Annotated in this window: 19 protein-coding genes; 16 read left to right on the top strand and 3 right to left on the bottom strand. The window is 37.2% G+C overall.

Features of this window, described 5'->3' with window-relative positions:
* Positions 1 to 3: 3 nt before the first annotated feature.
* The 10 genes from ACTJJF_RS06450 (at position 4) to ACTJJF_RS06405 (ending at position 11,289) form a co-directional block, all read left to right on the top strand.
* Positions 4 to 1,602, top strand: coding sequence for a 2-oxo acid dehydrogenase subunit E2 (locus tag ACTJJF_RS06450; protein ID WP_440699090.1), 1,599 nt, complete (start codon positions 4 to 6; stop codon positions 1,600 to 1,602).
* A gap of 293 nt (positions 1,603 to 1,895) precedes the next feature.
* Positions 1,896 to 2,564, top strand: a complete 669-nt coding sequence (locus ACTJJF_RS06445; RefSeq protein ID WP_312301644.1) for an ABC transporter ATP-binding protein — start codon at positions 1,896 to 1,898, stop codon at positions 2,562 to 2,564.
* A gap of 11 nt (positions 2,565 to 2,575) precedes the next feature.
* Positions 2,576 to 3,154: a murein L,D-transpeptidase catalytic domain-containing protein gene (locus ACTJJF_RS06440; RefSeq protein ID WP_440699089.1), complete on the top strand. Its 579-nt coding sequence runs from the start codon at positions 2,576 to 2,578 to the stop codon at positions 3,152 to 3,154.
* A gap of 28 nt (positions 3,155 to 3,182) precedes the next feature.
* Positions 3,183 to 3,860: a RadC family protein gene (gene radC, locus ACTJJF_RS06435; protein WP_312301648.1), complete on the top strand. Its 678-nt coding sequence runs from the start codon at positions 3,183 to 3,185 to the stop codon at positions 3,858 to 3,860.
* Between the two features lie 32 nt (positions 3,861 to 3,892).
* Positions 3,893 to 4,771 carry a hypothetical protein gene (locus ACTJJF_RS06430; protein WP_440699088.1) on the top strand — a complete coding sequence of 293 codons (879 nt, stop codon included), beginning with the start codon at positions 3,893 to 3,895 and terminating at the stop codon, positions 4,769 to 4,771.
* 72 nt (positions 4,772 to 4,843) lie between these two features.
* Positions 4,844 to 5,776, top strand: coding sequence for a phytanoyl-CoA dioxygenase family protein (locus ACTJJF_RS06425; protein WP_312301651.1), 933 nt, complete (start codon positions 4,844 to 4,846; stop codon positions 5,774 to 5,776).
* Positions 5,777 to 5,874: 98 nt separating this feature from the next.
* Complete coding sequence (locus ACTJJF_RS06420) at positions 5,875 to 7,050, top strand: hypothetical protein (RefSeq protein WP_440699087.1); 1,176 nt, start codon at positions 5,875 to 5,877, stop codon at positions 7,048 to 7,050.
* A gap of 24 nt (positions 7,051 to 7,074) precedes the next feature.
* Positions 7,075 to 7,587 (top strand): hypothetical protein, encoded by a 513-nt coding sequence (locus ACTJJF_RS06415; RefSeq protein WP_065397626.1) that lies wholly within the window; start codon positions 7,075 to 7,077, stop codon positions 7,585 to 7,587.
* Positions 7,588 to 7,604: 17 nt separating this feature from the next.
* Positions 7,605 to 8,216 (top strand): inorganic pyrophosphatase, encoded by a 612-nt coding sequence (locus ACTJJF_RS06410; protein ID WP_065397627.1) that lies wholly within the window; start codon positions 7,605 to 7,607, stop codon positions 8,214 to 8,216.
* A gap of 337 nt (positions 8,217 to 8,553) precedes the next feature.
* On the top strand, positions 8,554 to 11,289 hold the full coding sequence (locus tag ACTJJF_RS06405; protein WP_440699086.1) for a sodium-translocating pyrophosphatase: 2,736 nt from the start codon (positions 8,554 to 8,556) through the stop codon (positions 11,287 to 11,289).
* Between the two features lie 216 nt (positions 11,290 to 11,505).
* Here ACTJJF_RS06405 and ACTJJF_RS06400 read toward each other — a convergent pair whose 3' ends face one another.
* A complete protein-coding gene (locus tag ACTJJF_RS06400; protein WP_440699085.1) occupies positions 11,506 to 12,645 on the bottom strand; it encodes an aminotransferase class I/II-fold pyridoxal phosphate-dependent enzyme in 1,140 nt (379 codons plus the stop codon).
* A gap of 162 nt (positions 12,646 to 12,807) precedes the next feature.
* Between ACTJJF_RS06400 and ACTJJF_RS06395 the strand changes: the two genes are divergently transcribed.
* From ACTJJF_RS06395 to ACTJJF_RS06375, 5 genes are all read left to right on the top strand, one after another.
* On the top strand, positions 12,808 to 13,848 hold the full coding sequence (locus tag ACTJJF_RS06395; protein WP_312301656.1) for a M28 family metallopeptidase: 1,041 nt from the start codon (positions 12,808 to 12,810) through the stop codon (positions 13,846 to 13,848).
* A gap of 224 nt (positions 13,849 to 14,072) precedes the next feature.
* Positions 14,073 to 14,435, top strand: a complete 363-nt coding sequence (locus ACTJJF_RS06390) for a VOC family protein (protein ID WP_440699084.1) — start codon at positions 14,073 to 14,075, stop codon at positions 14,433 to 14,435.
* Positions 14,436 to 14,447: 12 nt separating this feature from the next.
* Positions 14,448 to 14,948, top strand: coding sequence for an endonuclease V (locus ACTJJF_RS06385; RefSeq protein WP_440699083.1), 501 nt, complete (start codon positions 14,448 to 14,450; stop codon positions 14,946 to 14,948).
* A gap of 390 nt (positions 14,949 to 15,338) precedes the next feature.
* Positions 15,339 to 16,649 (top strand): GEVED domain-containing protein, encoded by a 1,311-nt coding sequence (locus ACTJJF_RS06380; protein WP_440699082.1) that lies wholly within the window; start codon positions 15,339 to 15,341, stop codon positions 16,647 to 16,649.
* Between the two features lie 307 nt (positions 16,650 to 16,956).
* Positions 16,957 to 17,775, top strand: coding sequence for a GLPGLI family protein (locus ACTJJF_RS06375; protein WP_440699081.1), 819 nt, complete (start codon positions 16,957 to 16,959; stop codon positions 17,773 to 17,775).
* 118 nt (positions 17,776 to 17,893) lie between these two features.
* Here ACTJJF_RS06375 and ACTJJF_RS06370 read toward each other — a convergent pair whose 3' ends face one another.
* A complete protein-coding gene (locus ACTJJF_RS06370; protein WP_440699080.1) occupies positions 17,894 to 21,229 on the bottom strand; it encodes a DEAD/DEAH box helicase in 3,336 nt (1,111 codons plus the stop codon).
* Positions 21,230 to 21,578: 349 nt separating this feature from the next.
* On the opposite strand from ACTJJF_RS06370, the gene ACTJJF_RS06365 reads away from it, so the two are divergent.
* Entirely contained in the window at positions 21,579 to 22,562 is a 984-nt protein-coding gene (locus tag ACTJJF_RS06365) for a T9SS type A sorting domain-containing protein (RefSeq protein WP_440699079.1), read from the top strand.
* Between the two features lie 138 nt (positions 22,563 to 22,700).
* Here ACTJJF_RS06365 and ACTJJF_RS06360 read toward each other — a convergent pair whose 3' ends face one another.
* Entirely contained in the window at positions 22,701 to 23,540 is an 840-nt protein-coding gene (locus ACTJJF_RS06360) for a helix-turn-helix domain-containing protein (RefSeq protein WP_440699078.1), read from the bottom strand.
* Between the last annotated feature and the right edge of the window lie 110 nt (positions 23,541 to 23,650).

The following is a 23,650-nucleotide window of genomic DNA, read 5'->3' as shown; positions in this document are numbered from 1 at the left end:
ATTATGGCAGAAGTAATTACGATGCCCCGCCTTTCCGACACTATGACGGAAGGTAAAGTGGCGAAATGGCATAAAAAAGTAGGAGATAAAGTAAAGGAAGGAGATATTTTAGCTGAAATTGAAACTGACAAAGCAGTTCAGGATTTCGAATCTGAAGTAGAAGGTACTCTTTTATACGTAGGTGTAGAAGAAGGTAGTGCCGCTGCTGTAGACTCTGTTTTAGCAATTATCGGTAATGAAGGAGAAGATATTTCAGGATTAACAGGCGGAGCTGCTGCTCCCAGTGCCGGTTCTGAAGAAAAAAAATCAGAAGAACAGCCTAAAACAGAAGTTGTGGAAACTGCTTCAGCGGAAGTTCCGGCAGGAGTAGAAGTGATTACAATGCCAAGACTTTCTGATACAATGACAGAAGGGAAGGTGGCTAAATGGCACAAAAATGTGGGTGATACAGTAAAAGAAGGCGACCTTCTTGCTGAGATCGAAACAGATAAAGCAGTACAGGATTTCGAATCAGAATTCAACGGAGTACTATTGAAGCAGGGTGTAGAAGAAGGTGGTGCTGCTCCGGTTGATTCCGTACTGGCTATTATTGGTCCTGAAGGAACAGATGTTTCAGCGGTAGGAGCTCCTAAAGCTTCTGCTCCGGCATCAGAAAAACCGGCTGAACAAAAAACAGAAGCTAAAACTGAAGAAAAAGCTTCCCCGGCTGCTAATACTTCATCTTCTGACAGAGTGGCAATTTCTCCATTAGCTAAGAAAATGGCTCAGGATAAAGGAGTTGACATCAATGCCGTTCAAGGTTCCGGAGAAAACGGAAGAATCGTTAAAAAAGATATCGAAAACTATCAGCCTGCTGCTAAACCAGCCGCTTCAGCTCCTGCTGCAAGTGCTGCTGCCCAGGTTGCAGTAAACTTCGTTCAGGGAGAAGATACAGAGACTCCAAACTCACAGGTAAGAAACATCATTGCAAAACGTCTTTCTGAAAGTAAATTCTCTGCTCCTCACTATTATCTGATGGTTGAGATCAACATGGATAAGGCTATCGAAGCAAGAAAAGAGATCAACTCTATTCCGGATACGAAGATTTCATTCAACGATATGATCATTAAAGCAACTGCCATTGCTTTAAGAAAACACCCACAGGTAAATTCAAGCTGGGCGGGAGATAAGATCATCCACAGAGGAAACATCAATATTGGTGTAGCAGTTGCTATTCCTGACGGATTGGTGGTTCCTGTATTGAAGAATACTGATCAGATGTCTTATACTCAAATCTCCGCATCTGTTAAGGATATGGCTTCAAGAGCTAAGAGCAAAGGCCTTAAAGCGAATGAAATGGAAGGTTCTACATTCTCTATTTCTAACCTGGGAATGTTCGGAATCGAGACCTTTACAAGTATCATCAATCAACCCAACTCTGCCATCCTTTCAGTAGGAGCAATCATTGAGAAACCAATCGTTAAGAATGGTCAGATTGTAGTAGGAAACACTATGAAACTTTCATTGGCATGTGACCACAGAGTAGTTGACGGTGCTACAGGTGCTCAATTCTTACAGACATTAAGAACATATTTAGAAAATCCATTAACATTGTTACTGTAATTTTCTAATTTAGAATACCTAAGCCTCCCAAATTGGGAGGCTTTTTTGTATACCGGACAGTAAAATAGATTTTGCTAAAAATAAATGCCTCTCCTTTACCTGGAAAGTAACTATACTTAAACTCATTTCCGTTTTACCATAAATGAAGAACTGGGATCAATTTTTAATGTGAGATCCTGGAAAATGATAAAACTTTTCATACTGAAAGGTTTTATGGTTATTACATGTTATTTTTTTGGAATTATCATGGTTGTTCTTTATGGAATTCAAAATCAAATTAGTATTTTTGAATCATGATTAAAGCGAGAAATATCCATAAATCTTATGGAAATTTAGAAGTACTGAAAGGAGTTGATATTCATATCAAAACAGGAGAAGTTGTTTCTATTGTAGGAGAATCGGGAGCAGGTAAATCTACGTTGCTGCAGATTCTGGGAACACTTGATCATCCTACCCATTCCGGTAAATATGATACTGAAATTGCGATCGCAGGAGAATCATTTATTAATATGAATGACAAACAGCTATCAAAATTCAGAAATCAGAATATTGGTTTTGTATTTCAGTTTCATCAGCTTCTTCCGGAGTTTACCGCTCTGGAAAACGTATTGCTTCCTACGAGAATTGCAGGAGCCAATGAAAGAGAAGCTATAGAAAAGGCCTACGCTTTGTTTGAAGACTTAAAAATAGAGCAGAGGCTGAATCATAAGCCCAATCAGCTTTCCGGTGGAGAAGCTCAGAGGGTGGCCGTAGCAAGAGCTTTAATCAATTCACCAAAAATCATCTTTGCAGATGAGCCAACAGGAAACCTGGATTCAAAAAATGCGGATGATCTCCACAGGTTATTTTTTGATCTGAGAGACAAGTACAATCAAACCTTTGTGATTGTAACCCATAATCCGAACTTAGCTGAAATTACAGACCGGAAGCTCGTCATGAAAGATGGGATGATTATAGAATAACAGAACACACAATGATGAAACCTTTTCTTTTTCTTTTATTATTTTTAATTTCCTGTTCAAAAGCTGATTCTCAGCAGTTGAATACTTTAGGTCTGCCTAAAGCAAAAGTTTCTGAGATTAAAGACTATATCAAAGAGAAAGAGTACAATCAGGAGCTGGCTGTGTTTATTAATTTTAAAATTCCTTCAGGGAAATATCGCTATTTCATTTATGATCTGAAAAATGATAAAATACTACACAAAGCAATCGTTTCTCATGGTTCAGGTTCTGTAATTCCAAAATCGGAAGCTTTACAGTTTAGTAATGTTGAAGGCTCTTATCAGTCCTCTTTAGGAAAATATTCGATAGGAGAAAGCTATATAGGTCAATTTGGAAAAGCATATCGTTTAAAAGGACTGGATTCTACCAATAGTAATGCTATGCAAAGGGCTATTGTCCTCCATTCCTTTGGATGTGTTCCTGATACTGAATCTGAAAATCCGGCCTGCCTGAGTTTAGGCTGTCCCATGCTTTCGGTAAATGCTCTCAAAAAATCTGCGCAGTACATTGATCAATCCAGACTGCCGATCATTTTGTATGCATTTTATTAATTCCTAACCTCTATTATCTTTATTTTCCATGACTATAAAATTTCTTGCCGAAGATGACAGACCCAGAGAAAAACTTTTACAGAAAGGTAAAGGTTCACTTTCCGATTCCGAATTGCTGGCAATCATTATGGGAAGTGGAAACAGAGGAGAAAGTGCAGTGGAACTGGCAAGAAAAATTTTAATCTCAGTTGATAACAGCTGGCATAATCTCAGTCTTCTTTCCGTTAAAGATCTGATGAAGTTCAAAGGAATTGGTGAAGTAAAAGCAATATCCATTACTTCAGCCTTAGAAATAGGAAGAAGAAAATCAGGACAGGAAATTCCGGAAAAACCTACAATAGGAAACAGTAATGATGCTTATATATTGCTCAAAAATCAGCTTTCAGACTTAAGGACTGAAGAATTCTGGGCTATTTTTCTGAACAACAGTAATAAGGTGATTCATATCTCACAACTGACGCAGGGCGGAATAAGCCAGTCTGTGGTAGATGTAAGAGTTTTATTTAAAACAGCTCTGGATCATTTTTCAACCGGGATTATCATTGCCCATAATCACCCATCCGGCAGTTTGAAACCAAGCAGGGAAGATCTCAATATTACACAAAAAATAAAAGAGGCTGGCAACACACTAAGTATTCAGCTTTTGGACCATCTTATTATTACCCAGGATTCTTACTTTAGTTTCTCGGATTCAGGATTGCTATGATTAGACGATTGAAATACAATGAAATTGATTTTGTGAAATATACCCGATGTTTAGAAAATTCTGAACAGAAAAAATATAGTGCCTCCAGGGAATTTCTGGATATTACTTCCTGCAAACAGTGGGAGCTCCTGGTTTATAAAGACTATGAAGCAGTAATGCCCGTACCTTACGTAAGAAAATACGGGATGAAAATTGTACACAACCCAAAGCTTTGCCAGCAGTTGGGAATTTTTTCAGAGAGGGATCATATTGATCTTAACGAATCTTTTTTAGAATATCTGGAAAAGAACTATATGATAAGGATTTATTCGTTCAATGATGTGAATCAGTTTCGTACACCCATCAGAACCAAAAAGAATTTTTTGCTTTATCCTGATTCTTATGAAAATGTTTACTCCAAATATTCTCCGAAAAGAAAAAGAAAACTTAGGCTGAGCGATGAAGTGATGAAAGATTCTGATGTAAAAACGATTTCCTATGATCAGGCAAAAGCTTTTGTAGAAGCTAATACAATAGGGTTGAACAAGGATAATGATTTATCCGAGTTTATGAGGATTTTTGAAAGTTTTTATCACTTGAATCACCTGAGATTTTCTGCTTTCTATTATCAGAAGAAAATTGTAAATATTATTGCAACCTATTCCGATGATAAGATGGTAGCACTTTTGGGAAATTTTAATGACAGGGATTATGTGAAACTATCCGGTGCCTCTGTATTGATCGATCACATTATTAAAGAAATGATCAGTACCCATATTTTTGATTTTGAAGGGGGAGAACTCCCGAATATCGAAGAATTTTTCAGAGGATTCCGGCCGGAGTTGAGACCTTATGCTATCATTGAAAATTCAAAAAAAGAACTTTTTAAAAAACTAGGTTACCTTACCGTAAAAGGTAAGCCGTTCTTATAATGAAAAGCTTTGTTTAGATTAGTTCTAATTAAGTAATATTCCGTAACTTTATACAACCTTATCAAAACAGTTATGTTACAACAGATTCGCCATTATAAACTATCCTATATGCTGTATAACTTATTTAAGAAAAGTAAGTTGAAGCATAATATTCCACTATATAAAAAATACGGAATCAACAAGAGCTATTTTTCCAGTATTTCAAGCAAAGATTTTGCTCATCTTCCGGCCAATGAAAGAACGATAGACCATAAAAAGCTTACAGAAACTCCTTTTTTTAAGAAATTATCTGAAGAAAACAAGGAAAGTGCCCTTCAGTATGATGATAATGGCTACATGATTCTGAGGAATTTTCTGACCCCGGAAACTGCCGATCAGATCAATACTGAAATTGATAAGCTGATGAAAGACGGAACACTGAAATTTATTTACGGAGGAAAGCTGATGTTTGCTATCCATCACTCGGAAATCATAAAAAATATAGGAAGTGATAAGGAATTGTTAGACTTTTTATCTGTTCTGCTGAATGGCCGGTCCAAGCTTTTCCAAAGTATCAATTTCATTAACGGAAGCCAGCAGAAAACCCATTCTGACAGTATTCATATGACCACTTATCCCTTAGGAGGATTACTGGGAGTCTGGATTGCACTGGAAGATGTGGATGAGACCAATGGTGCATTACATTATATTCCTAAAAGCCACAAATTGCCTTACTTCCTGAATTCTGATTATGATAATGAAGGAACCGCTTTTAAAATCGGTAAGAAAAGTTACAGAGCCTATGAAGCATTTCTTGAAGATAAAGTAAAGGAATTAGGATTGAAAAAAGAAGTTTTTAAGGCTAAAAAAGGAGATTTACTCATCTGGCACGCCAATATTCTTCATGGTGGTGAACCTCATATCGATAAAAACAGAACAAGAAAGAGCCTTGTATATCACTTCTTTGATGAAAACAGTGTATGTTATCATGAAGTGACCCAGAGGCCGGCGTTGTTTGAGCTTTGATAGAATTTCCTTAGCATAAAAGGTTTTTATAAGAATACAGATTTAAAAAGATAGTTTTTTTACATTTGTATTCTTATCTGTTTTTATAATATTTCTGTATGAAAAAAAAGGAAAATATTCTTGTTTTTATATTTTCAGTTTACATAGGTATCATGTTATACTATCTGTATACCCACCAATATTATAATACTGATATGGAGGCTTATATGGGACTGATCTATAAAACGGAGTATCCTGGGATGAAGATTGAGGAAATTCATCAGAAAGTATATACAGAATTGAGAGAGAAGAATCCCCATTTTGCTGGATTTGATCCTGTAGATTCTATGGTGGAAGAAGTAGCGAAGGGGGAGAGTACCTATTATAAAACCTTATCGGAAAATCCAAAAGCTTATGAAGAAGAGCTTCAGCTTTTTGTGGTAAAACCTTTTTACAATTTTGTCAATTGGTCATTTTTTAAGCTTGGTTTCAGTGCTTCTGCCTCTACATTTATGATGTCAATCGTATCCTATGCACTGATTCTCATCCTGATTTTTGTTTTTCTTATTAAGACATTGAAGAATTATACCCTGGCTTTCATCATAACGGTCTTGCTTTCATTATTCAAGCCTCTTCTTGAATCCAGCAGACATGCATCAGCAGACTCTTTATCCTGTTTGTTACTGTTGCTGAGCTTTTATGCATTTGCTGTCAGAAAGAATATATTTTCCGCCTGTATTTTTGGCATGTTGTGCATCCTGACCCGGCCTGAATATTTTATTTTCTATTCTTTTCTGTATGTTTTCATTTACATCTATAGAAAAAACTTTCAGGTTGATATAAGATCTTTGTTCATTTCATATACCTATCTTTTTCTCAGCTTCTTTCTGATACAGTATTTTAACAGGATTTCCTGGTCTACCTTATTTATGAATCAGTTTACACAGGTTCAGCTTTATCCCGTATCTGCTCCTGATCCGTTTTATTTTCCGGATTATCTGCAGTATATAAAAAGTAAGATCATGCTTGAGTTCAATGGTTCCTACTTTCCGCTTTTATTACTTTTTTTAGTCATCCTTCTTGCCAATAATTTTTCTTTGAAAACTAAAAAAAATCAGGCTCAGGTCTTGTTTTTTGTAATTATTTATGGAACTGTTTTTCTGAGATTCTTAGTTTTCCCTTCATTAACCAACAGAATGATGCTGGGCTTTTATCTGTTAATTATTCTCTCTATGATCTATATACAGAATTCTAAAGTGGATATCTGTAAAAACTCTTTACAACACGGAAAATAATTAGTAATTTTGCAGTCTAAAATTATGACGAGTCTTTCAGGATATTTACCATATGCATTTGCATTGATCATCGCAATTCCTTTTCTGGTTTTGCTAAGACAATTTGTACACTCTTACATTACCCTTAAAAATCAGGAAATCAAGCTGCTTAGCATGAAATCAAATTCGGAGAATAAGGCCCATTCATACGAAAGAATGACTCTGTTTCTCGATAGGATAAAACCGTCAAACCTCGTTCAGAAGTTTGATAAAGGACTTGCGGTTCATGAATTTATTTTCCTTACAGAAAAGACGATCAATGATGAGTTTGAATATAACTCTTCGCAACAGCTGTATGTAACGAAAAACTCATGGAAAAATATTGTAGACTCTAAAAATGCAATTATAGACCTGCTTCATAAAACGTATGATGGCCTGAAAGGAAATGCTGAGCTGGAAGAGTTCAAAACCATTTTCATTATGAATTATATGGAAGGCAACGATTTTATTGCAGCAACCCTAGAGGATTTAAGAAAAGAAATTTTAATAATAACTTAAAAAATAACAGATAAATAATGATTCCAAATTTTAAAGCACATCCATGGCACGGGATTTCTGCAGGGGAAGATGCGCCAAATGTTGTAAATGTATTTGTGGAAATTGTTCCTTCAGATACTATTAAATATGAAGTAGATAAAGAAACAGGATATTTAAAGGTAGACAGACCACAGAAATTCTCTAATATCATCCCGGCTTTATATGGTTTCGTTCCAAGAACGTATTGTCATAATGAAGTGATGAAACTTGCTGTAGAAGCAGGAGCTGATGATGTGACAATGGGAGATCATGACCCGCTTGATATTTGTGTTTTAAGTTCTCACAATATTCACGCAGGAGGTTTATTGATGGAAGCTATTCCAATCGGAGGTTTCAAAATGATCGACGGAGGGGAAGCTGATGATAAGATTGTAGCGGTAATGATCAACGACCACGCTTTCGGACACTTCAGAGATATTTCTGAATTGCCTGAAGCAGAAGTAAAAAGATTGATGCACTACTTCCTTACTTATAAAAACTTACCGGATGAGCCTGCAAAATGCAGAATCCATGAAGTATACGGAGCTGAGCATGCAAGAAAAGTAATCAAAGCTTCTCAGGTTGACTACTCTGAAAAATTCGGAGGATAATATTCTTCTGATATAAAATATAAAAAGGATAAGCGGGAAACTGTTTATCCTTTTTTATTGAAATTATTAAAATAAGTGTAAAAATTTCTACTTCTTGATCAGGACTTAACTTACGGCTCTTTCCCTTAATATCTTTTAGTCGTTTAAAATTTCAGATGCTTGCAACCCTTATTCTATGAGCTTTTCCATTAAGTCTGAAGTGTTCTGATTCGTAGTAAAATATTCATTGATATACTATCTTTATTTAATTGCTACTACTAAACTCATGATTTTTTTAGTGCTTTGATGATAATTATTTATTATATTTAATTTTCTATTACCAAAAAAATATTAAACTATGGATCTATTTGTGTTAGTGCCAATTTTTGGTGTCGTAGCTTTGCTTTACACATTTCTTCAAAGCAACTGGGTAAGTAAACAGAATGCCGGAAATGAAAAAATGAAAACGATCAGCGGACATATTGCTGACGGTGCAATGGCTTTCCTAAAAGCCGAATATAAAATTTTAACCTATTTTGTGGTTGTAGTTGCAATCTTACTGGCTGTAATGGGCTCCAGTAATGCTAATTCACATTGGAGCATAGGAATAGCCTTCGCCGTAGGAGCTGTATTTTCTGCCACTGCAGGTTTTATCGGGATGAAAATCGCCACAAAAGCCAATGTAAGAACTGCTGAAGCTGCTAAAACTTCACTTTCCAAAGCATTGAAAGTATCATTCACCGGAGGTTCCGTGATGGGAATGGGAGTGGCCGGGCTTGCTGTTTTAGGATTGGGAGCTTTATTCCTGATCATTAAGCAGATCTTTGCCCCGGATGCTACGGTAGATTCACATGAAATGGAAAGAACCATTGAAATCCTGACCGGATTTTCTCTGGGAGCCGAATCTATAGCGCTTTTTGCAAGAGTAGGAGGTGGTATTTATACGAAAGCAGCAGACGTAGGTGCTGACCTGGTAGGGAAAGTAGAAGCGGGGATTCCTGAGGACGATCCAAGAAATCCTGCTACTATTGCAGATAACGTAGGAGATAACGTAGGAGATGTTGCCGGAATGGGAGCCGACCTTTTCGGTTCTTATGTTGCAACGGTTCTCGCAACCATGGTTTTGGGACGAGAAACCATTTCTGATGATGGTTTCGGGGGTTTTGCACCGATTCTTTTACCTATGCTGATCGCAGGAACAGGTATTATTTTTTCTATGATAGGAACTTTATTTGTAAAGATCAATGATAATGAAGGTTCATCCACTTCCAGTGTACAAAACGCATTAAACCTGGGCAATTGGGGAAGTATTGTTATTACGGCTATTGCATCTTATTTCCTGGTGACCTATATTCTTCCTGAAAAAATGATTTTGAGGGGGCACGAATTTACTAAAATGGGTGTATTCGGGGCTATTATGGTAGGTCTGGTTGTAGGAACCTTAATGAGTATTATTACAGAATATTATACAGCTATGGGAAAGAGACCTGTTTCAAGCATTGTGAGACAGTCGTCTACAGGCCATGCAACCAATATTATTGGCGGACTTTCCGTAGGAATGGAATCTACTTTACTTCCGATTATTGTATTAGCAGGTGGAATTTATGGGTCTTATCTGTGTGCCGGGCTTTACGGTGTTGCGATTGCAGCAGCAGGAATGATGGCTACCACAGCGATGCAGCTGGCGATTGATGCCTTCGGACCAATTGCTGATAACGCAGGAGGAATTGCTGAAATGAGTGAGCTACCGAAAGAAGTGCGTGAAAAAACAGACATTCTGGATGCCGTAGGAAATACAACTGCCGCTACAGGAAAAGGATTTGCTATTGCTTCAGCAGCATTGACTGCATTGGCATTATTTGCCGCTTTTGTGGGAATTGCAGGTATCGACGGAATTGATATTTACAGGGCTGATGTATTAGCAGGTTTATTTGTTGGTGGGATGATTCCTTTTATCTTCTCCTCATTAGCGATCACGGCGGTAGGACAGGCAGCTATGGCTATGGTGGAAGAAGTAAGACGCCAGTTCCGAGAAATTCCTGGCATTTTAGAAGGAAAGGCACAACCCGAATATGAGAAGTGTGTAGCTATTTCTACCGATGCTTCCATCCGAAAAATGATGCTTCCGGGAGCTATTGCTATTATTTCTCCATTGCTGATCGGCTTTATTTTTGGCCCTGAAGTATTGGGTGGATTTCTGGCAGGTGCTACAGTATGCGGTGTTTTGATGGGAATGTTCCAGAACAATGCAGGTGGCGCATGGGATAATGCTAAAAAGTCTTTTGAAAAAGGTGTGGATATCAACGGGCAGACCTACTACAAAGGCTCTGAACCGCACAAAGCATCTGTAACCGGAGATACCGTAGGAGACCCTTTTAAAGATACTTCAGGACCATCTATGAATATTCTGATCAAGCTGATGTCAATTGTTTCCCTGGTGATTGCCCCTACTTTAGCAGTCATACATAAAGATAAGATTGAAGCCAACAGAAAGGCTAAAATAGAAAGCCTGACCGGAATTACAAATACCGGAACTTCAACGGCAACTACTGATCTGAAAACCGTTTCACCGTCTTCCGGTGAAATTAAAGGACATCTTAATGAAAACGGGGATTTTGTATATGAGACCGGAAATATACAACAGATAAAACTGAATGGCGGGAAAACTATTGCCATAGGAGACGGAAGTCAGCTTTACCAGCTTTATAATGCTGTGAAACAAAAAGATCAGTCTGTTTTAGATCCTAATAAATGGTATACTATAGAAAATCTTTATTTTGAAACAGGATCGAGTGATTTGAAGGCAGGTTATGAACTTCAGCTGAACAATATTGCAGAAATTTTAAATGCTTACCCCGCCTTGAAAATAAAATTAGGAGGGTATACTGATAACAGCGGTAATGAAGACAGTAATCAGAAACTATCCAATCTGAGAGCACAGACAGCAAAGCTGAAACTTCTTGAGCTGGGTGTTTCTTCAGACAGAGTAGAAGCAGAAGGCTACGGATCACAGCATCCGGTGTGTGAGGCTAATGACACAGAAGAGTGTAAGGCTAAAAACAGAAGAATTGACGTAAGAGTTCTCGCTCTTTAAGATCAGTTGAAATATCAATCAAAAAAGCATCGCATCTGCGGTGCTTTTTTTATCACTTATTGTAATTTTTCAACCTATAAAAATATTAAAGCATTCCACAATTTTATCGCAGATAAAATCATTGCGCCTTAAAAACATAAGCTATTGAAGTTTCTTTGCGGCTTTGCGTTTCCAACAAAAAAACTTTTTTTACCATTTAAAGCGTTTCCATTTAAATTAAAGATTCTTTCTCAAATGTTCCAATGCCTGAATAATTAGTTCATCCTTCTTTGCAAAACTGAACCTGATATAATCAGAATTTTGTTTTGAATGATAAAATGCCGAAAGAGGAAGGCAGGCCACTTTTTTCTCCACAGTAAGCCATTTTGAGAACTCTACATCAGTCATTGTTTTTGAGATATTTCTGAAATTAACTACCTGAAAAACACTTCCTTCAGCCTGTTGCTCAATCTGTAAAGGGGTTTCCTTAATAAGCTCATTGAAAATGTCTCTTTTCCTCTGCATTAAAGCTTTACTGGCTTCAGGATCAAATACTTCCAGATATTTCGCCAGTGCATATTGTGCAGGTGCATTGGCGCTATAGGAAATATATTGCTGGTGGCAGCGGAACAATGCAGTCAGCTCTTCTGAAGCAAGCATATAACTAACTTTCCAGCCTGAAGTATGAAACATTTTCCCGAAAGAAAAAATACAGAATGTCCGGTTTTTTAGCCCGGGATGAATAAAAGAACTGTAATGTTCTGCTTCATCATAACAGTAGGTATCATAGATCTCTTCTGAAATCAAATAAATTTCACGATCCCTGATCAAGTCATATAGCTGGTTCCAGTCCTCCTTTTTCCATATTTTTCCGGTTGGGTTCTGGGGTGAATTGACGATAATGGCTTTTGTTTTCTCTGTGATACAGGTTTTAAATATTTCCCAGTTGATGCTGAAATCATAACCAAGATCGTAGTATACCGGAATTCCTCCGTTCATTACCACCGCAGGTCCGTAAGTATAGTATGATGGTTGAATAATGACTACTTCATCATTCTGATTTAAAACAGATTTAAGGGCAGTATATAAAGCAAAGGTTGCACATGGGATGACAGTAACTTCATTGTTTTTTACCTGTATTTTATTTTTACGTTGAGCATTAAAAGTAATGATATTTTCAAGCAGCAGAGGATTACCAGCCAGCGGTTCGTAATGGTGGGTATCAAGATCAGCAGCTTCTTTCAGAAAGTATTTCAGCCGCTCGTCAATATCAAAATCAGGCAGACCTAAAGAAAGATCAAAACTTCCATGTTCTGATGCCAGCCCGGACATCTCTGTAAAAAAGGAATAGTGGGTAAACCTATGAATTTCTTCCATCTATTTTGTTTTTTTTCAAATGTAATAAAAAATTAATAGGGTAATGGGTTTATTTTTATTAATATGCTAAAAATACTGAAGCTTTATTGTCACTTATTGCTTTTTAAGCTTTATAGCTCACATTCAATAAAAATTATTATTTTTAAAAGAAATTTATTCTTTATGAAAAAACTACTTATTCCGTTGTTTTCTATTGCTGTATTAGCCAGCTGTGGAACGGCAAAAATGTCTGATGGAACACCTTCGGCTTCTGTCTCTACAAAACATGACAAAGCTTTTTCCAATGCCTATAAACTGATTAATGCAGAGGATTTAAAGAAGAACCTGTATGTCATTGCTTCTGATGAAATGGAAGGGAGGGATACCGGAAGTAAAGGACAGAAAAAAGCGGGTGAGTATATTGTCAATTATTATAAAAGCCTGGGAATTTCAGGTCCAAAAGCATTAAATTCATTTTACCAGAAAGTGCCATCGGAATTCATGAAAAAAAGAGGCGGAGGTAATCTTCCCGATTCGGAAAATATTCTGGCCTTCATTGAAGGAAGCGAAAAACCGGAAGAGATTGTTGTAGTATCAGCCCATTATGATCACGTGGGAACCAAAGGTGGTGTGGTATATAACGGAGCTGATGATGACGGTAGCGGAACAGTTGCAGTAATGGAAATAGCTAAAGCATTCCAGCAGGCTAAGAAAGCGGGTAAAGGCCCTAAAAGATCTGTTCTCTTTTTACACGTTACCGGAGAAGAGCACGGTCTGTTTGGCTCAGAATACTATTCCGAAAATCCTGTTTTTCCATTAGCGAATACAGTGGTAGATCTTAATATCGATATGATCGGGCGTGATGATCCGGCAAACAGAGGAAAACAATACGTTTACGTGATCGGATCCGAGATGCTGAGCTCTGAGCTTAAGGTAATCAATGAAGCAGCTAATAAGAGAACCAATAACCTGGAGCTTAATTATAAATATGACGATCTCAATGATCCTGAACAATTGTATTACCGTTCAGACCATTATAATTTTGCCAAACATAATATTCCGGTTGCATTTTTCTTTGACGGAATTCATGAAGATTATCACAAGCCTACAGATGATCCTGAGAAAATTGATTATAAACTATTGGAGAAAAGAACACAACTTATTTTCACTACTGCATGGGATATCGCCAACAGAGCAGAGAGAATTGTAGTTGATAAAAAATAATTACAGTATCAGTTTGTCATTTAAAGTCACTGATCTGCTGCTGTAAGCTGCAGTAAAGCCAAAGAATTGATTATTTGCCACGAGTACACAAATATTGATGAGTGCATTCGTGGCAATTTTAAAACCGTATTGTACGGAAATCATACTCAATTCGGAACTTCTTACCTGAATATGGCTGATAATGTCAGAAATAATCTATAACAAATGGAAAAAAACAGAATATTATGAAACAGCATGTAAAATCAATAAGACCTTTCATCGGAGCACAGAATTTTGAAACCAGCCGGAGTTTTTACAGAGATCTTGGATTTGAAGAAGTAGTTCTTGAGCCTAAATTGTCATTATTTAAGCGGGAAGAAACCGGGTTTTATCTTCAGGATTATTATGCAAAAGATTGGATAGATAATACAATGATCTTTATGGAAGTTGCTGATACGGACGAATTCTGGAAAGAAATTTCATCTTTGCAGCTTACTGAAAAATATGAAAATGTAAGACTTACTCCCATAAGAACAATGGAATGGGGAAAAGAATGCTTTGTACATGACCCGTCCGGGATCTTATGGCATTTTGGAGAGTTTTTTTAAGCGAAAAAGAATATGATTTACGCATTTGATACCTACTATTATGAAGATTTTGCCAATACAGTCTGTATTGCATTCGAAAACTGGAAGTCGGAAAAAGAGGTAGAAACCTTTATAGAACAGACCAAAATAAATTCAGAATATGAAAGCGGAGCATTTTACAAGAGAGAACTGCCCTGTATCCTGAGCTTATTACAGAAAATTACATTAAAACCCGGTGATATTATCATTGTGGATGGATATGTAACCCTGAATAATGAAGGAAAACCAGGCTTAGGAGGTCACCTTTATAAAGCCCTGGATGAAAAATATCCCGTTGTTGGGATTGCCAAAAACGAATTTACCACTCCAGATACACAAAGAAGAAGTGTATTGCGGGGAGAAAGCAAAGCACCACTTTTTTTAACAGCAAAAGGAATAGATGTTGATGAGATCAAAACCAAAGTAGAGCAAATGCATGGAGGCTACAGGATGCCCACTTTGTTGAAAAAGCTTGATCAGCTTAGCAGGCAATAAATCTATGTTATTTGATCCACTTTTGAAGATAATATTAATTTCCAGTTTTATTTATACCGATTGGTATATTTTAAAATATGATCATATGAAAGAAATATTTATAATCTCACTAAAACGAACGCAGGCAGTATAAATAGTTAGTATTTTTAATCTCTCGCAGATCTTGCAGATTTCGCAGATTTAACAATCATCTGTATTCCTTTGCAATAACAGTTTTTTAATATGTAATATTTGGTCATAGTATTTTAATTATTGCATAAAATATTGACTATATCGCCTGATTATATTTCAATGATCATTAAATTCTAATAAACTGACAAAAATCATCACATTCTTATTTTTATTGATTCTAAATAAATATAAATTTGTATCAGGAAATTTAAAGAATATATGAAAAAACTAACTACCTTTTCTGCTGTTGTTCTCTGTTCACTGATGAACGCACAATTGCAATATTGTAAACCTTCATTCCAGTATGGAGCCGACAGCAATATGATCCGTAATGTGACTTTCGGGGGCATTAATAACACATCGCCGGATCAGACAGGATCTGCTCCTGTTTATGAAGATTTCACTTCATTATCAACTAATCTTCAGGCAGGAAACTCTTATCCGATCTCTGTAAAAGGCCCATCGAGTACTTTTCCAAGTGATGTAATGGTTTATATTGATTTTAATCAGAATGGTAGTTTTGATGATGTTGGGGAAAGTTTTTATATCGGAAGGCTTGGGGCCGCAACTCCTTTCAATGCTTTTACAGTCAGCAATACCATTACAGTTCCTGCGAATGCAGCCAATGGCAGCACAAGAATGAGAGTTCTTAAAAACACGAATCTTGCAGCCTATTCTGATCCCAATGCAGCTGTTTCTATCAATTCTGCCTGTGACAGCGGACTTAGAGCCGGGCAGACTGAAGATTATACGGTCAATATTGCAGGGAATACAGCCGGTTTTCCTGCACCTTACTGTGGGACAGACAAGGTGACAAGCCTTACAGTGAGCGAGATCAGCGGGGTTGAATTTGCCGGAATTACGAATAACAGCGCTTTGGATGGCAATTCAGATGTCCTGGAGAATTTTACAGCTGTGAAATTCAATGGAAACCGTGGGAATGCTTATCCTATTACAGTAACGGGAGGTACCCAGGGACAGTCTACCGTATCTGTTTACGCTTATATTGATTTTAACCACAATAATGTATTTGATACTGATGAAGTATTTAATATCGGATATCTGGACAATTCCAATCCGGTGCCTCATACCCAATCCGGAACGGCATCCGGGACTATCCTTATCCCTTTAAATGCTTTGTTGGGAGAAACCCGTTTCCGGCTGGTGAAAGCATATGAATCAAATTCATGGATGGGTACACTGGAAAACCTTCCATGCCCTAAAGGCTGGTTTATCGGCCAGGTAGAAGATTACACCATCAATATCATGCCGGAGACTCTTTCTACCCTTGAAGTTTCCAAAGATTCATCCGTAAAGCCAAAGATATACCCCAATCCTGCTACAGGTTCTGTAACGATTAAGATGAAGGAAGGGCTTGAAAAATATGAGATTTACGGAACATCGGGACAGAAAGTCCTTGAAGGTAGTTCGTTAACAGTTAATACGGATAGCCTTACTCCGGGAACTTATATGATCAGGATCCTGACAAAGGATAAAAAGGTGATCACTGAAAAGATCATTAAACAGTAAAACACATATCTAATCATATCCATATCAATTTTTGTTTTTTAATCGGCAGGTTTTGTTCTGCCGGTTTTTTATTTTAAATAGGGGAGCATTTAATAATATTTTAACTAAAACAATGTTTTGGAGATAAATTGTTAAATTTTAATGGCTGATCTTTAACACCAGGAGTAAAATTTTATTAAAACTTTATCACGTCAGGCCTTTCTGTTATTGGGAAATTGAATCTATTTTTACAGAAAAAAATTAATACTCATTTCTCATAACAGGCTTTTGAAAAAGAGCAAATTTATGAATTAAGAAATCTGATACCATGAAGAAAACAGTACTTATTACAGCGGTTGCTGCCGGATTCTGGGCACAGGCTCAAACCCACCGTTTTATCTACGATGTTGTTTATAAAAAAGATGCAGCCTCAGAAGTTTTAACTAAAGAAAATTATCATCTTGATATTCATCCTGATAGAAGCGAATATTATCATAGAGATTTTTTTGTCGCCGATTCATTGATTACTAATAATATTCCTTTCCCGAAAGGCTCTAAGCTCAACACTTCCACTATTGTTTCCCACAAAAAAGGAGAGGAGCTTTACGATGAATATGATCTGCTGGAAAATACGGTGCTTAAGCTTCAGTCAAAAGACACTCAAAACTGGCAACTGACCAATGAAAGTAAAAAAGTAAAAGATCTTACTCTGCAAAAAGCAACCATCCATTACGGCGGCAGAAACTGGACTGCATGGTTTTCCAAAGAAATTCCTTTTCAGGACGGACCTTATAAGTTTCATGGACTTCCGGGTCTGATTGTAGAGCTGTATGATGATAAAAGTAATTATAAATTTGAACTCGTAAAATCCGTTAAGTTGGATCAGCCGGTAAACAATATGTTCATTAAGATGTCTAAGGAAATGAGTGTTCCTGTTACATTGGAGAAATATAAGAGTACAAAGCTTGCGTATTATGATTCTCCTGTCAATTTTATCAGAAACGGACAGGAAGGCGATCAGTTTTTCCTGAATGACGGAACTAAAGTGAATGCCGCCAACAGAAGAGAAATCAATGACAGAATGAGGGAAAATATCAAAAAATATAATAATCCTGTCAATCTGGATACGAAAATCAATTATCAGTAAGCGGCTTACAGGGCAGATAGAAAAAATTTGAAGATCATTTCAAAATAGAGTATTATTTCTATATTCCTGATGTACGGGCACTTTTATTTGTACATCAGGAATTAAAATGAATTTTATTTTAAGAGTCGGATTCCAGCAAATTCATAAGGTCCTGTTTTGATAACCCCTGAAGCTTTGTTCCATCTGTTTTGAGCAGGTTTTGGGCCAGCTGTTTCTTCTTTTTCTGCAGCGTCAGTATTTTCTCTTCTACAGTATTGGAGCAGATCATACGCACGGCTATTACATTTTTAGTCTGGCCTATACGATAGCTGCGGTCGATCGCCTGATTTTCGATTGCAGGATTCCACCAGGGGTCTACAAGGTAAATATAATCTGCCTGGGTAAGGTTCAGCCCAACACCTCCGGCTTTTAAACTGATTAAAAACACCCTTACTTCCTTATTGGTCTGGAAATTAGTAACCTTTTCTCCTCTGTCTTTGGTCTGCCCGGTGAGATACTCAAATTGGATATTGTTTTTTTCCAGTTCTGCTTTAATAAGATCTAGCATTCCCACAAACTGTGAAAACACAAGTATTTTATGATCTTTTGATTTTCCAAGGATCTGTTCCATCAGAATCTCAACCTTTACTGCATGCTCCCCGGAATAGCCTTCTTTGATAAGAACCGGAGAATTACAGATCTGCCGGAGCCTGGTAAGTCCGGTAAGAACATGCATACTGTTTTTATTCAGCTCATCATCGTCATTAGCTGCAATAAATTCACGAAGCTCTTTTTCGTAAGCATCATAAATTCTGCGCTGTTCAGCATTCATTTCACAATAGATCACCGTTTCTGTTTTTTCAGGCAGTTCTTTGGCTACCTGCTTCTTGGTTCTGCGGAGAATGAAAGGTCTGATCTTCTGCTGAAGCTCCAGAGCACGTTTACTGTATTCAAATTTATCAATAGGAATGGCATAAATATCCTTAAAATACTGTTTGCTGCCCAGAAGTCCCGGACAGGCAAAAGAAAGCTGGCTATATAAGTCAAAAGTACTGTTTTCTACCGGTGTTCCTGTCAGTACGATCCTGTTCCGTGCCTGAAGGAGGCGTGCAGCTTTATATCTTTCCGAATCAGGATTCTTGATCGTTTGTGATTCATCAAGGAAAATATAATTGAAATGAAAGGCTTTAAGGAACCTGATATCAGAAAGCAGCATTCCATAGCTGGTAATAACTACTTCATAATCAGTCATGTGAGCGGTTGTTTTCGGTCTGTCAGCCCCATAGTGCAGTAAAACCTTAACAGAAGGTGCAAATCTGCTGATCTCTTCCTGCCAGTTGAAAAGCAGGGAAGTAGGAACTACAATAAGATTGGTGGTATGACCTCTTTTTTCTCTCTGAGACAGGATAAAAGCAATGATCTGAACCGTTTTTCCCAGACCCATATCATCGGCCAGACAACCTCCGAAATTAAATTCATCAAGAAAATTCATCCAGTTGAGTCCATGATGCTGATAATCCCTTAATTCAGCTTTCAAGGCATCCGGAACTTTTACTTCAGGAATATTTTTCACCTTTAAAAACTTTGAAGAATAGGTCATTAATTCATTCTGAACCTCCTTACTCAATACTTCCTTTTCAAAAAGGGAAGAGATTTCTGTGAAGCTGATCTTCGGAATTTTCAGTAAGTCTTCGTCAATTTCTCCAGCCTGGAAATAGGCGGTAAGCTTATCAATCCATTCTTCGGGAAGAATCCCAAGGGAACCGTCATCCAGCTGTACAAATCTACTTTTATTGCGGATGGTTCTGTGAAGCTGTTTTAAAGTAGCTTCTTCGGGGCCAAATCCTACTTTCAGTTTTGCATTAAACCAATCGAGCCCGCTGGTAATCTGGATATTGATTTTTGCCCGGTGAGGATTAAGTTTATTGTTTTTTAATTCGTTGAAACCAAGAATAGTTACACCTTCATTTCTCCATATTTCAAAGGCATCAAGAAACCAGTTATTGTCCAGAAATTTATCTCTGTGCAGATAAAAATACTGATAGCCATCCATCTGATCTTCAAAATCGGGATGCTGCATCATGATCAGAGATGTAAAACGTGCTTCGGCCGCATCATTTCTTTCGATCTTAAAAGGATTTCCATTCAGGTCCATATCAAAAATCTGCTTTCTGGAATACACCGGAACTTCTACCTCGCCATATTTCATCACAGGAGTTATTCCGATATAATTTTCCTGTTGACGCAGGTAAATAACCTTTTCTATCTGATAATTTTTGTCTTCAAGCTGTACTTTCGTTGCTTTTTGTATGTAGCTGTAATTGATGTGAATGCGTTCTTCGAGATTGGAGAGTATGTTCTTCATGAAAGCCCCGTATTTTGAAGAATGGATCAGCAGAATCTCATTGTTTGTTTTAAAAAATCTGATGATTTTTAGCATGTCCGTTTGAGCTACAAGACTGAAAATGTTTTGGTTATATACGAAATATTCATTTCTGAGAACAACATTTTTAAAAGGAACTGAGATATCATTGAACTGTAATTCTCCGGTTATTTCGTAAAACGGATCTTTCTTAAATACAGAAAGTTGTACCTCGGCATCTAAAGTATTTAATTCAACAGGGACCAGCGACTTTGCAGACATGTTTTCTGCAATTTCCCGGTCATGATAATAGACTTCCAAGCCCAAGGGATTCTGTACAATACGCTTTAAAACCTCCATTTCGGAAGTATTATAGTCTTCATTATAATTGCTTTGGAAAGAATGGATGGCTGTGTAGAATTTGATTTCCTGGGGCTTCTCAGCTTTCCATATCAGCTGCATGGCATCCACAGGAGTAACCGGATTTTTAATTTTCCCTGTTTGTGTGCTTTCTGCTTCCATCAGAGAAAATACCAGATGATTGTAATAGCGGTGTTTACTCATGACCAATATCTGTTTCTTACCTGTTTCCGTGATGGTCAGTTGATCAGGAGATTGCTGCGGAAGGAGGTCTCTCTGAAAAAGAATTTCATCAACCGGAAGCATTTCTTTGATTTTGGGCAGGATCTCAATTTTTCCACCATTATATTCTATCCTGAAGTAGGTGTCGAGATCCGATTCATGTTCCAGACCATAACTTTTAGCCTTAGGAATCAACATTTTTTTGCGGAGAATATCATCGAAAAAGATCCGGAATTTCTTTTCTTCCAAAATAGCATGAATAATCTCTCCCTGATGTGAGCAAAGCTGTCCCTGTGGACTGTCACATGTGCAGGAACATAGAAGAGCGCTGCCAATCCGGCTTATTGTGACTACAGGAAAATCCTGAAGTGATGATTTCTTGGTAAAAATGCCGGTATTATTTTCAATAGTGGCAGGATGAATTTCATGAAAATCCCTGATTCCGATAAAGCTGGTGTCTGTAGTATGTTTCAGAAGATCATAAACGGAAAGGGTACTGATACTGATATTTTCAAGAATATATTCTGCCATAAAAATTGATAGAAGCAAACTTACAAAAAAAAGGATGAATGAAAGGAACGAGGTAAAATCCATTTTGAATACAGCCTTATCCGTTTTGGTAGTTTCACTCTTTTTCCGGTTGCAGATCTTGTCATGTAAATTAAAAAAAATGAAATCAATTTTTATAATAGTGCTTCTACAGAGGCCGGATACTTTATTTTATATGAGCCTGTCATAATATAACCATTTACCGCCGGATAAAAAATACCGGATTTCAGGTAGACGAAAATACTTTTTTTTCAGGATTGATAGCCGCCGTAACCGGAAGTAAATTTGCAGATACAATGAGACTCCATATCCAATTTAAAAAATAAATAATATGAAAAAGCTAAATTCTATCTTATTTCTTGTTGCAGGAATAGCTGCTTATGCGCAGCCTTCCATTACAAGATCTGCTATTGAAAGAATCAATATACCTGTTACGTTTAAAGCCGGAGATGTGGCACTGACGGTGACTCCCGGTCCTTCGGGTGCTAATGTGAACTGGGATTTTTCTGCCTATACAGGAGCCAATACTTCAACCTCTACCATGAATGTATGCCCCGGGGAAGCCAACTGTTTCAGGTTTCCTGAAGCCAACAGGATTACCAAACCTACACTTTCCGATACCTATGACTTTGTTTCTATCACAGATACCGAAGCCAGAATGCTTGGATCGTATGCCGGTGCCGGATTTGGAGATGTTACAATGACTTATACAGACCCTTTAATTGATTTTAAATTTCCGGTTACTTACCTGCAACAGTTTACCGATAATTATCAGATCAGCACAACAGGCGGTACAGGAAGTTCAGCTGAAACAGGACAGGTAGACTATACTGTAGATGCTTATGGTACAATTACAACACCTACGGGAACTTACCCAAATGTTCTGAGAATCAAAAGAATGAGAACAGGTACACAGACACCCGGCCCTTTTACCTATACCAATGAATCCTATATGTGGATCAGTCAGAGTGCAGGAATTGTATTTAATTTTGCAATCAATACTTTTACATTTAACGGAACTACCAATGTGACAAAAAGTGTTTCTTACCCGGCAGCGGGAGCTTTGTCCACTGTTGATCAGGATGCTGAAAAAGAAGGGATTTCCGTATATCCGAACCCTGGTTCAGAGGTGATCAGTTTAACATCAAAAGAAGATATTAAGAAAATAAAGGTGATGTCTCTGGAAGGAAAGGTTGTTTTAACAGCAGAGAATCCTAAAAATATAGATATTTCAAAGCTTCAGAAAGGAGTGTATATTCTTCAGGGTGAACTGAAAAAAGGAGGTTCTGTTTCAAAGAAAATTATAAAAAAATAAAATAAAAATTCAGTTTGGGGAAGTTTTTCAATCAGGAGACAGTATGAATTTCATACTGTCTCTGACTTTTTATTAAAATACTTCGTAGCTTATATTTTCTATAGGGTCTATTATAGAACATATATTTTCCGGCTATTTTCAGATTTTATAATTTTCTCTGTATGTATTGGCTGTAATCCCTGTGCATCGTCTGAAATATCTGCAAAAAAGAGAAGAGTCTACAAATTGTAGCCGGTTACTGATTTCTTTAATGGAAAGGGAGGTGGTCTTAAGGAGTTCTTTAGCGTGTTTTATCACCATATAACTGATCCACTGTTTAATAGGTTTTCCGGTTTCCTTTTTGATCAGGCTGCTCAGATACTGAGGGGAAAGATGGAGCTGATCAGAATAGAAGATCACACTTCTTTGCAGATGTCCCTGTTCATTTAGTAATTCAAAAAAATGGTCTATAATATCTTTGCTTCGGGTCTGCAGAAGGCTGTTGTCTTTGATAACCGGAAGGTAAAGTTTTGAAATTATTTCAAGAAGTGCATAAAGCAGATACTGTACAGCTTCTATTGTACTTTCTTTTTTTGTTTGATAATGATACTCTTCTATCAGTTTTACCGTTGACCAAATGAGCTTTCCAGCCGGAGATTCCATGCGAATTCCCGGATTGAGCTTAATTTCTTCACTGGCAAGCAGAACGGTCAGAAAACTATAAGAACTAATGAAATCCAACGAAATGAAAAACACGGTCATATCAAGATCATCACTACAGGAAACATCAGCCAGATCCGTATCAGGCAGAAGCATGATGACCGAATTCTTCCCGATCTTAAATGCAAATGAGCTGATCTGAAAATCCAGAGTACCCTCTGATACAAAGCAAAATATCAGTTTATTGAGCTTCCCGGCTCTTTTATCAAACGCTTTGATATCATCTGCTTTATATTTCTCAATATATAACCCTTCAAATGTTGGCTTAATATCTATCATGGTGGAGGTGGTTACTTCTCAGAATGCTTATACATTATTTCCTGTGATCAAATGTAAGCAGTAAATTTTTCTTTTTCTCTACAGTGTTTAAAATGGAATATAAAATATCA

The organism is Chryseobacterium sp. 22458, from assembly GCF_052044975.1.
Lineage (GTDB): Bacteria > Bacteroidota > Bacteroidia > Flavobacteriales > Weeksellaceae > Chryseobacterium.
The sequence above is the reverse complement of the archived record's forward strand: the minus strand, read 5'-3'. Positions and strand labels throughout refer to the sequence as shown.

Coding starts and splice junctions, on each gene's coding strand:
- ACTJJF_RS06450 (WP_440699090.1), top strand. CDS start 4: ATGGCAGAAGTAATTACGATGCCCCGCCTTTCCGACACTATGACGGAA.
- ACTJJF_RS06445 (WP_312301644.1), top strand. CDS start 1,896: ATGATTAAAGCGAGAAATATCCATAAATCTTATGGAAATTTAGAAGTA.
- ACTJJF_RS06440 (WP_440699089.1), top strand. CDS start 2,576: ATGATGAAACCTTTTCTTTTTCTTTTATTATTTTTAATTTCCTGTTCA.
- radC (WP_312301648.1), top strand. CDS start 3,183: ATGACTATAAAATTTCTTGCCGAAGATGACAGACCCAGAGAAAAACTT.
- ACTJJF_RS06425 (WP_312301651.1), top strand. CDS start 4,844: ATGTTACAACAGATTCGCCATTATAAACTATCCTATATGCTGTATAAC.
- ACTJJF_RS06420 (WP_440699087.1), top strand. CDS start 5,875: ATGAAAAAAAAGGAAAATATTCTTGTTTTTATATTTTCAGTTTACATA.
- ACTJJF_RS06415 (WP_065397626.1), top strand. CDS start 7,075: ATGACGAGTCTTTCAGGATATTTACCATATGCATTTGCATTGATCATC.
- ACTJJF_RS06410 (WP_065397627.1), top strand. CDS start 7,605: ATGATTCCAAATTTTAAAGCACATCCATGGCACGGGATTTCTGCAGGG.
- ACTJJF_RS06405 (WP_440699086.1), top strand. CDS start 8,554: ATGGATCTATTTGTGTTAGTGCCAATTTTTGGTGTCGTAGCTTTGCTT.
- ACTJJF_RS06400 (WP_440699085.1), bottom strand. CDS start 12,645: ATGGAAGAAATTCATAGGTTTACCCACTATTCCTTTTTTACAGAGATG.
- ACTJJF_RS06395 (WP_312301656.1), top strand. CDS start 12,808: ATGAAAAAACTACTTATTCCGTTGTTTTCTATTGCTGTATTAGCCAGC.
- ACTJJF_RS06390 (WP_440699084.1), top strand. CDS start 14,073: ATGAAACAGCATGTAAAATCAATAAGACCTTTCATCGGAGCACAGAAT.
- ACTJJF_RS06385 (WP_440699083.1), top strand. CDS start 14,448: ATGATTTACGCATTTGATACCTACTATTATGAAGATTTTGCCAATACA.
- ACTJJF_RS06380 (WP_440699082.1), top strand. CDS start 15,339: ATGAAAAAACTAACTACCTTTTCTGCTGTTGTTCTCTGTTCACTGATG.
- ACTJJF_RS06375 (WP_440699081.1), top strand. CDS start 16,957: ATGAAGAAAACAGTACTTATTACAGCGGTTGCTGCCGGATTCTGGGCA.
- ACTJJF_RS06370 (WP_440699080.1), bottom strand. CDS start 21,229: ATGGCAGAATATATTCTTGAAAATATCAGTATCAGTACCCTTTCCGTT.
- ACTJJF_RS06365 (WP_440699079.1), top strand. CDS start 21,579: ATGAAAAAGCTAAATTCTATCTTATTTCTTGTTGCAGGAATAGCTGCT.
- ACTJJF_RS06360 (WP_440699078.1), bottom strand. CDS start 23,540: ATGATAGATATTAAGCCAACATTTGAAGGGTTATATATTGAGAAATAT.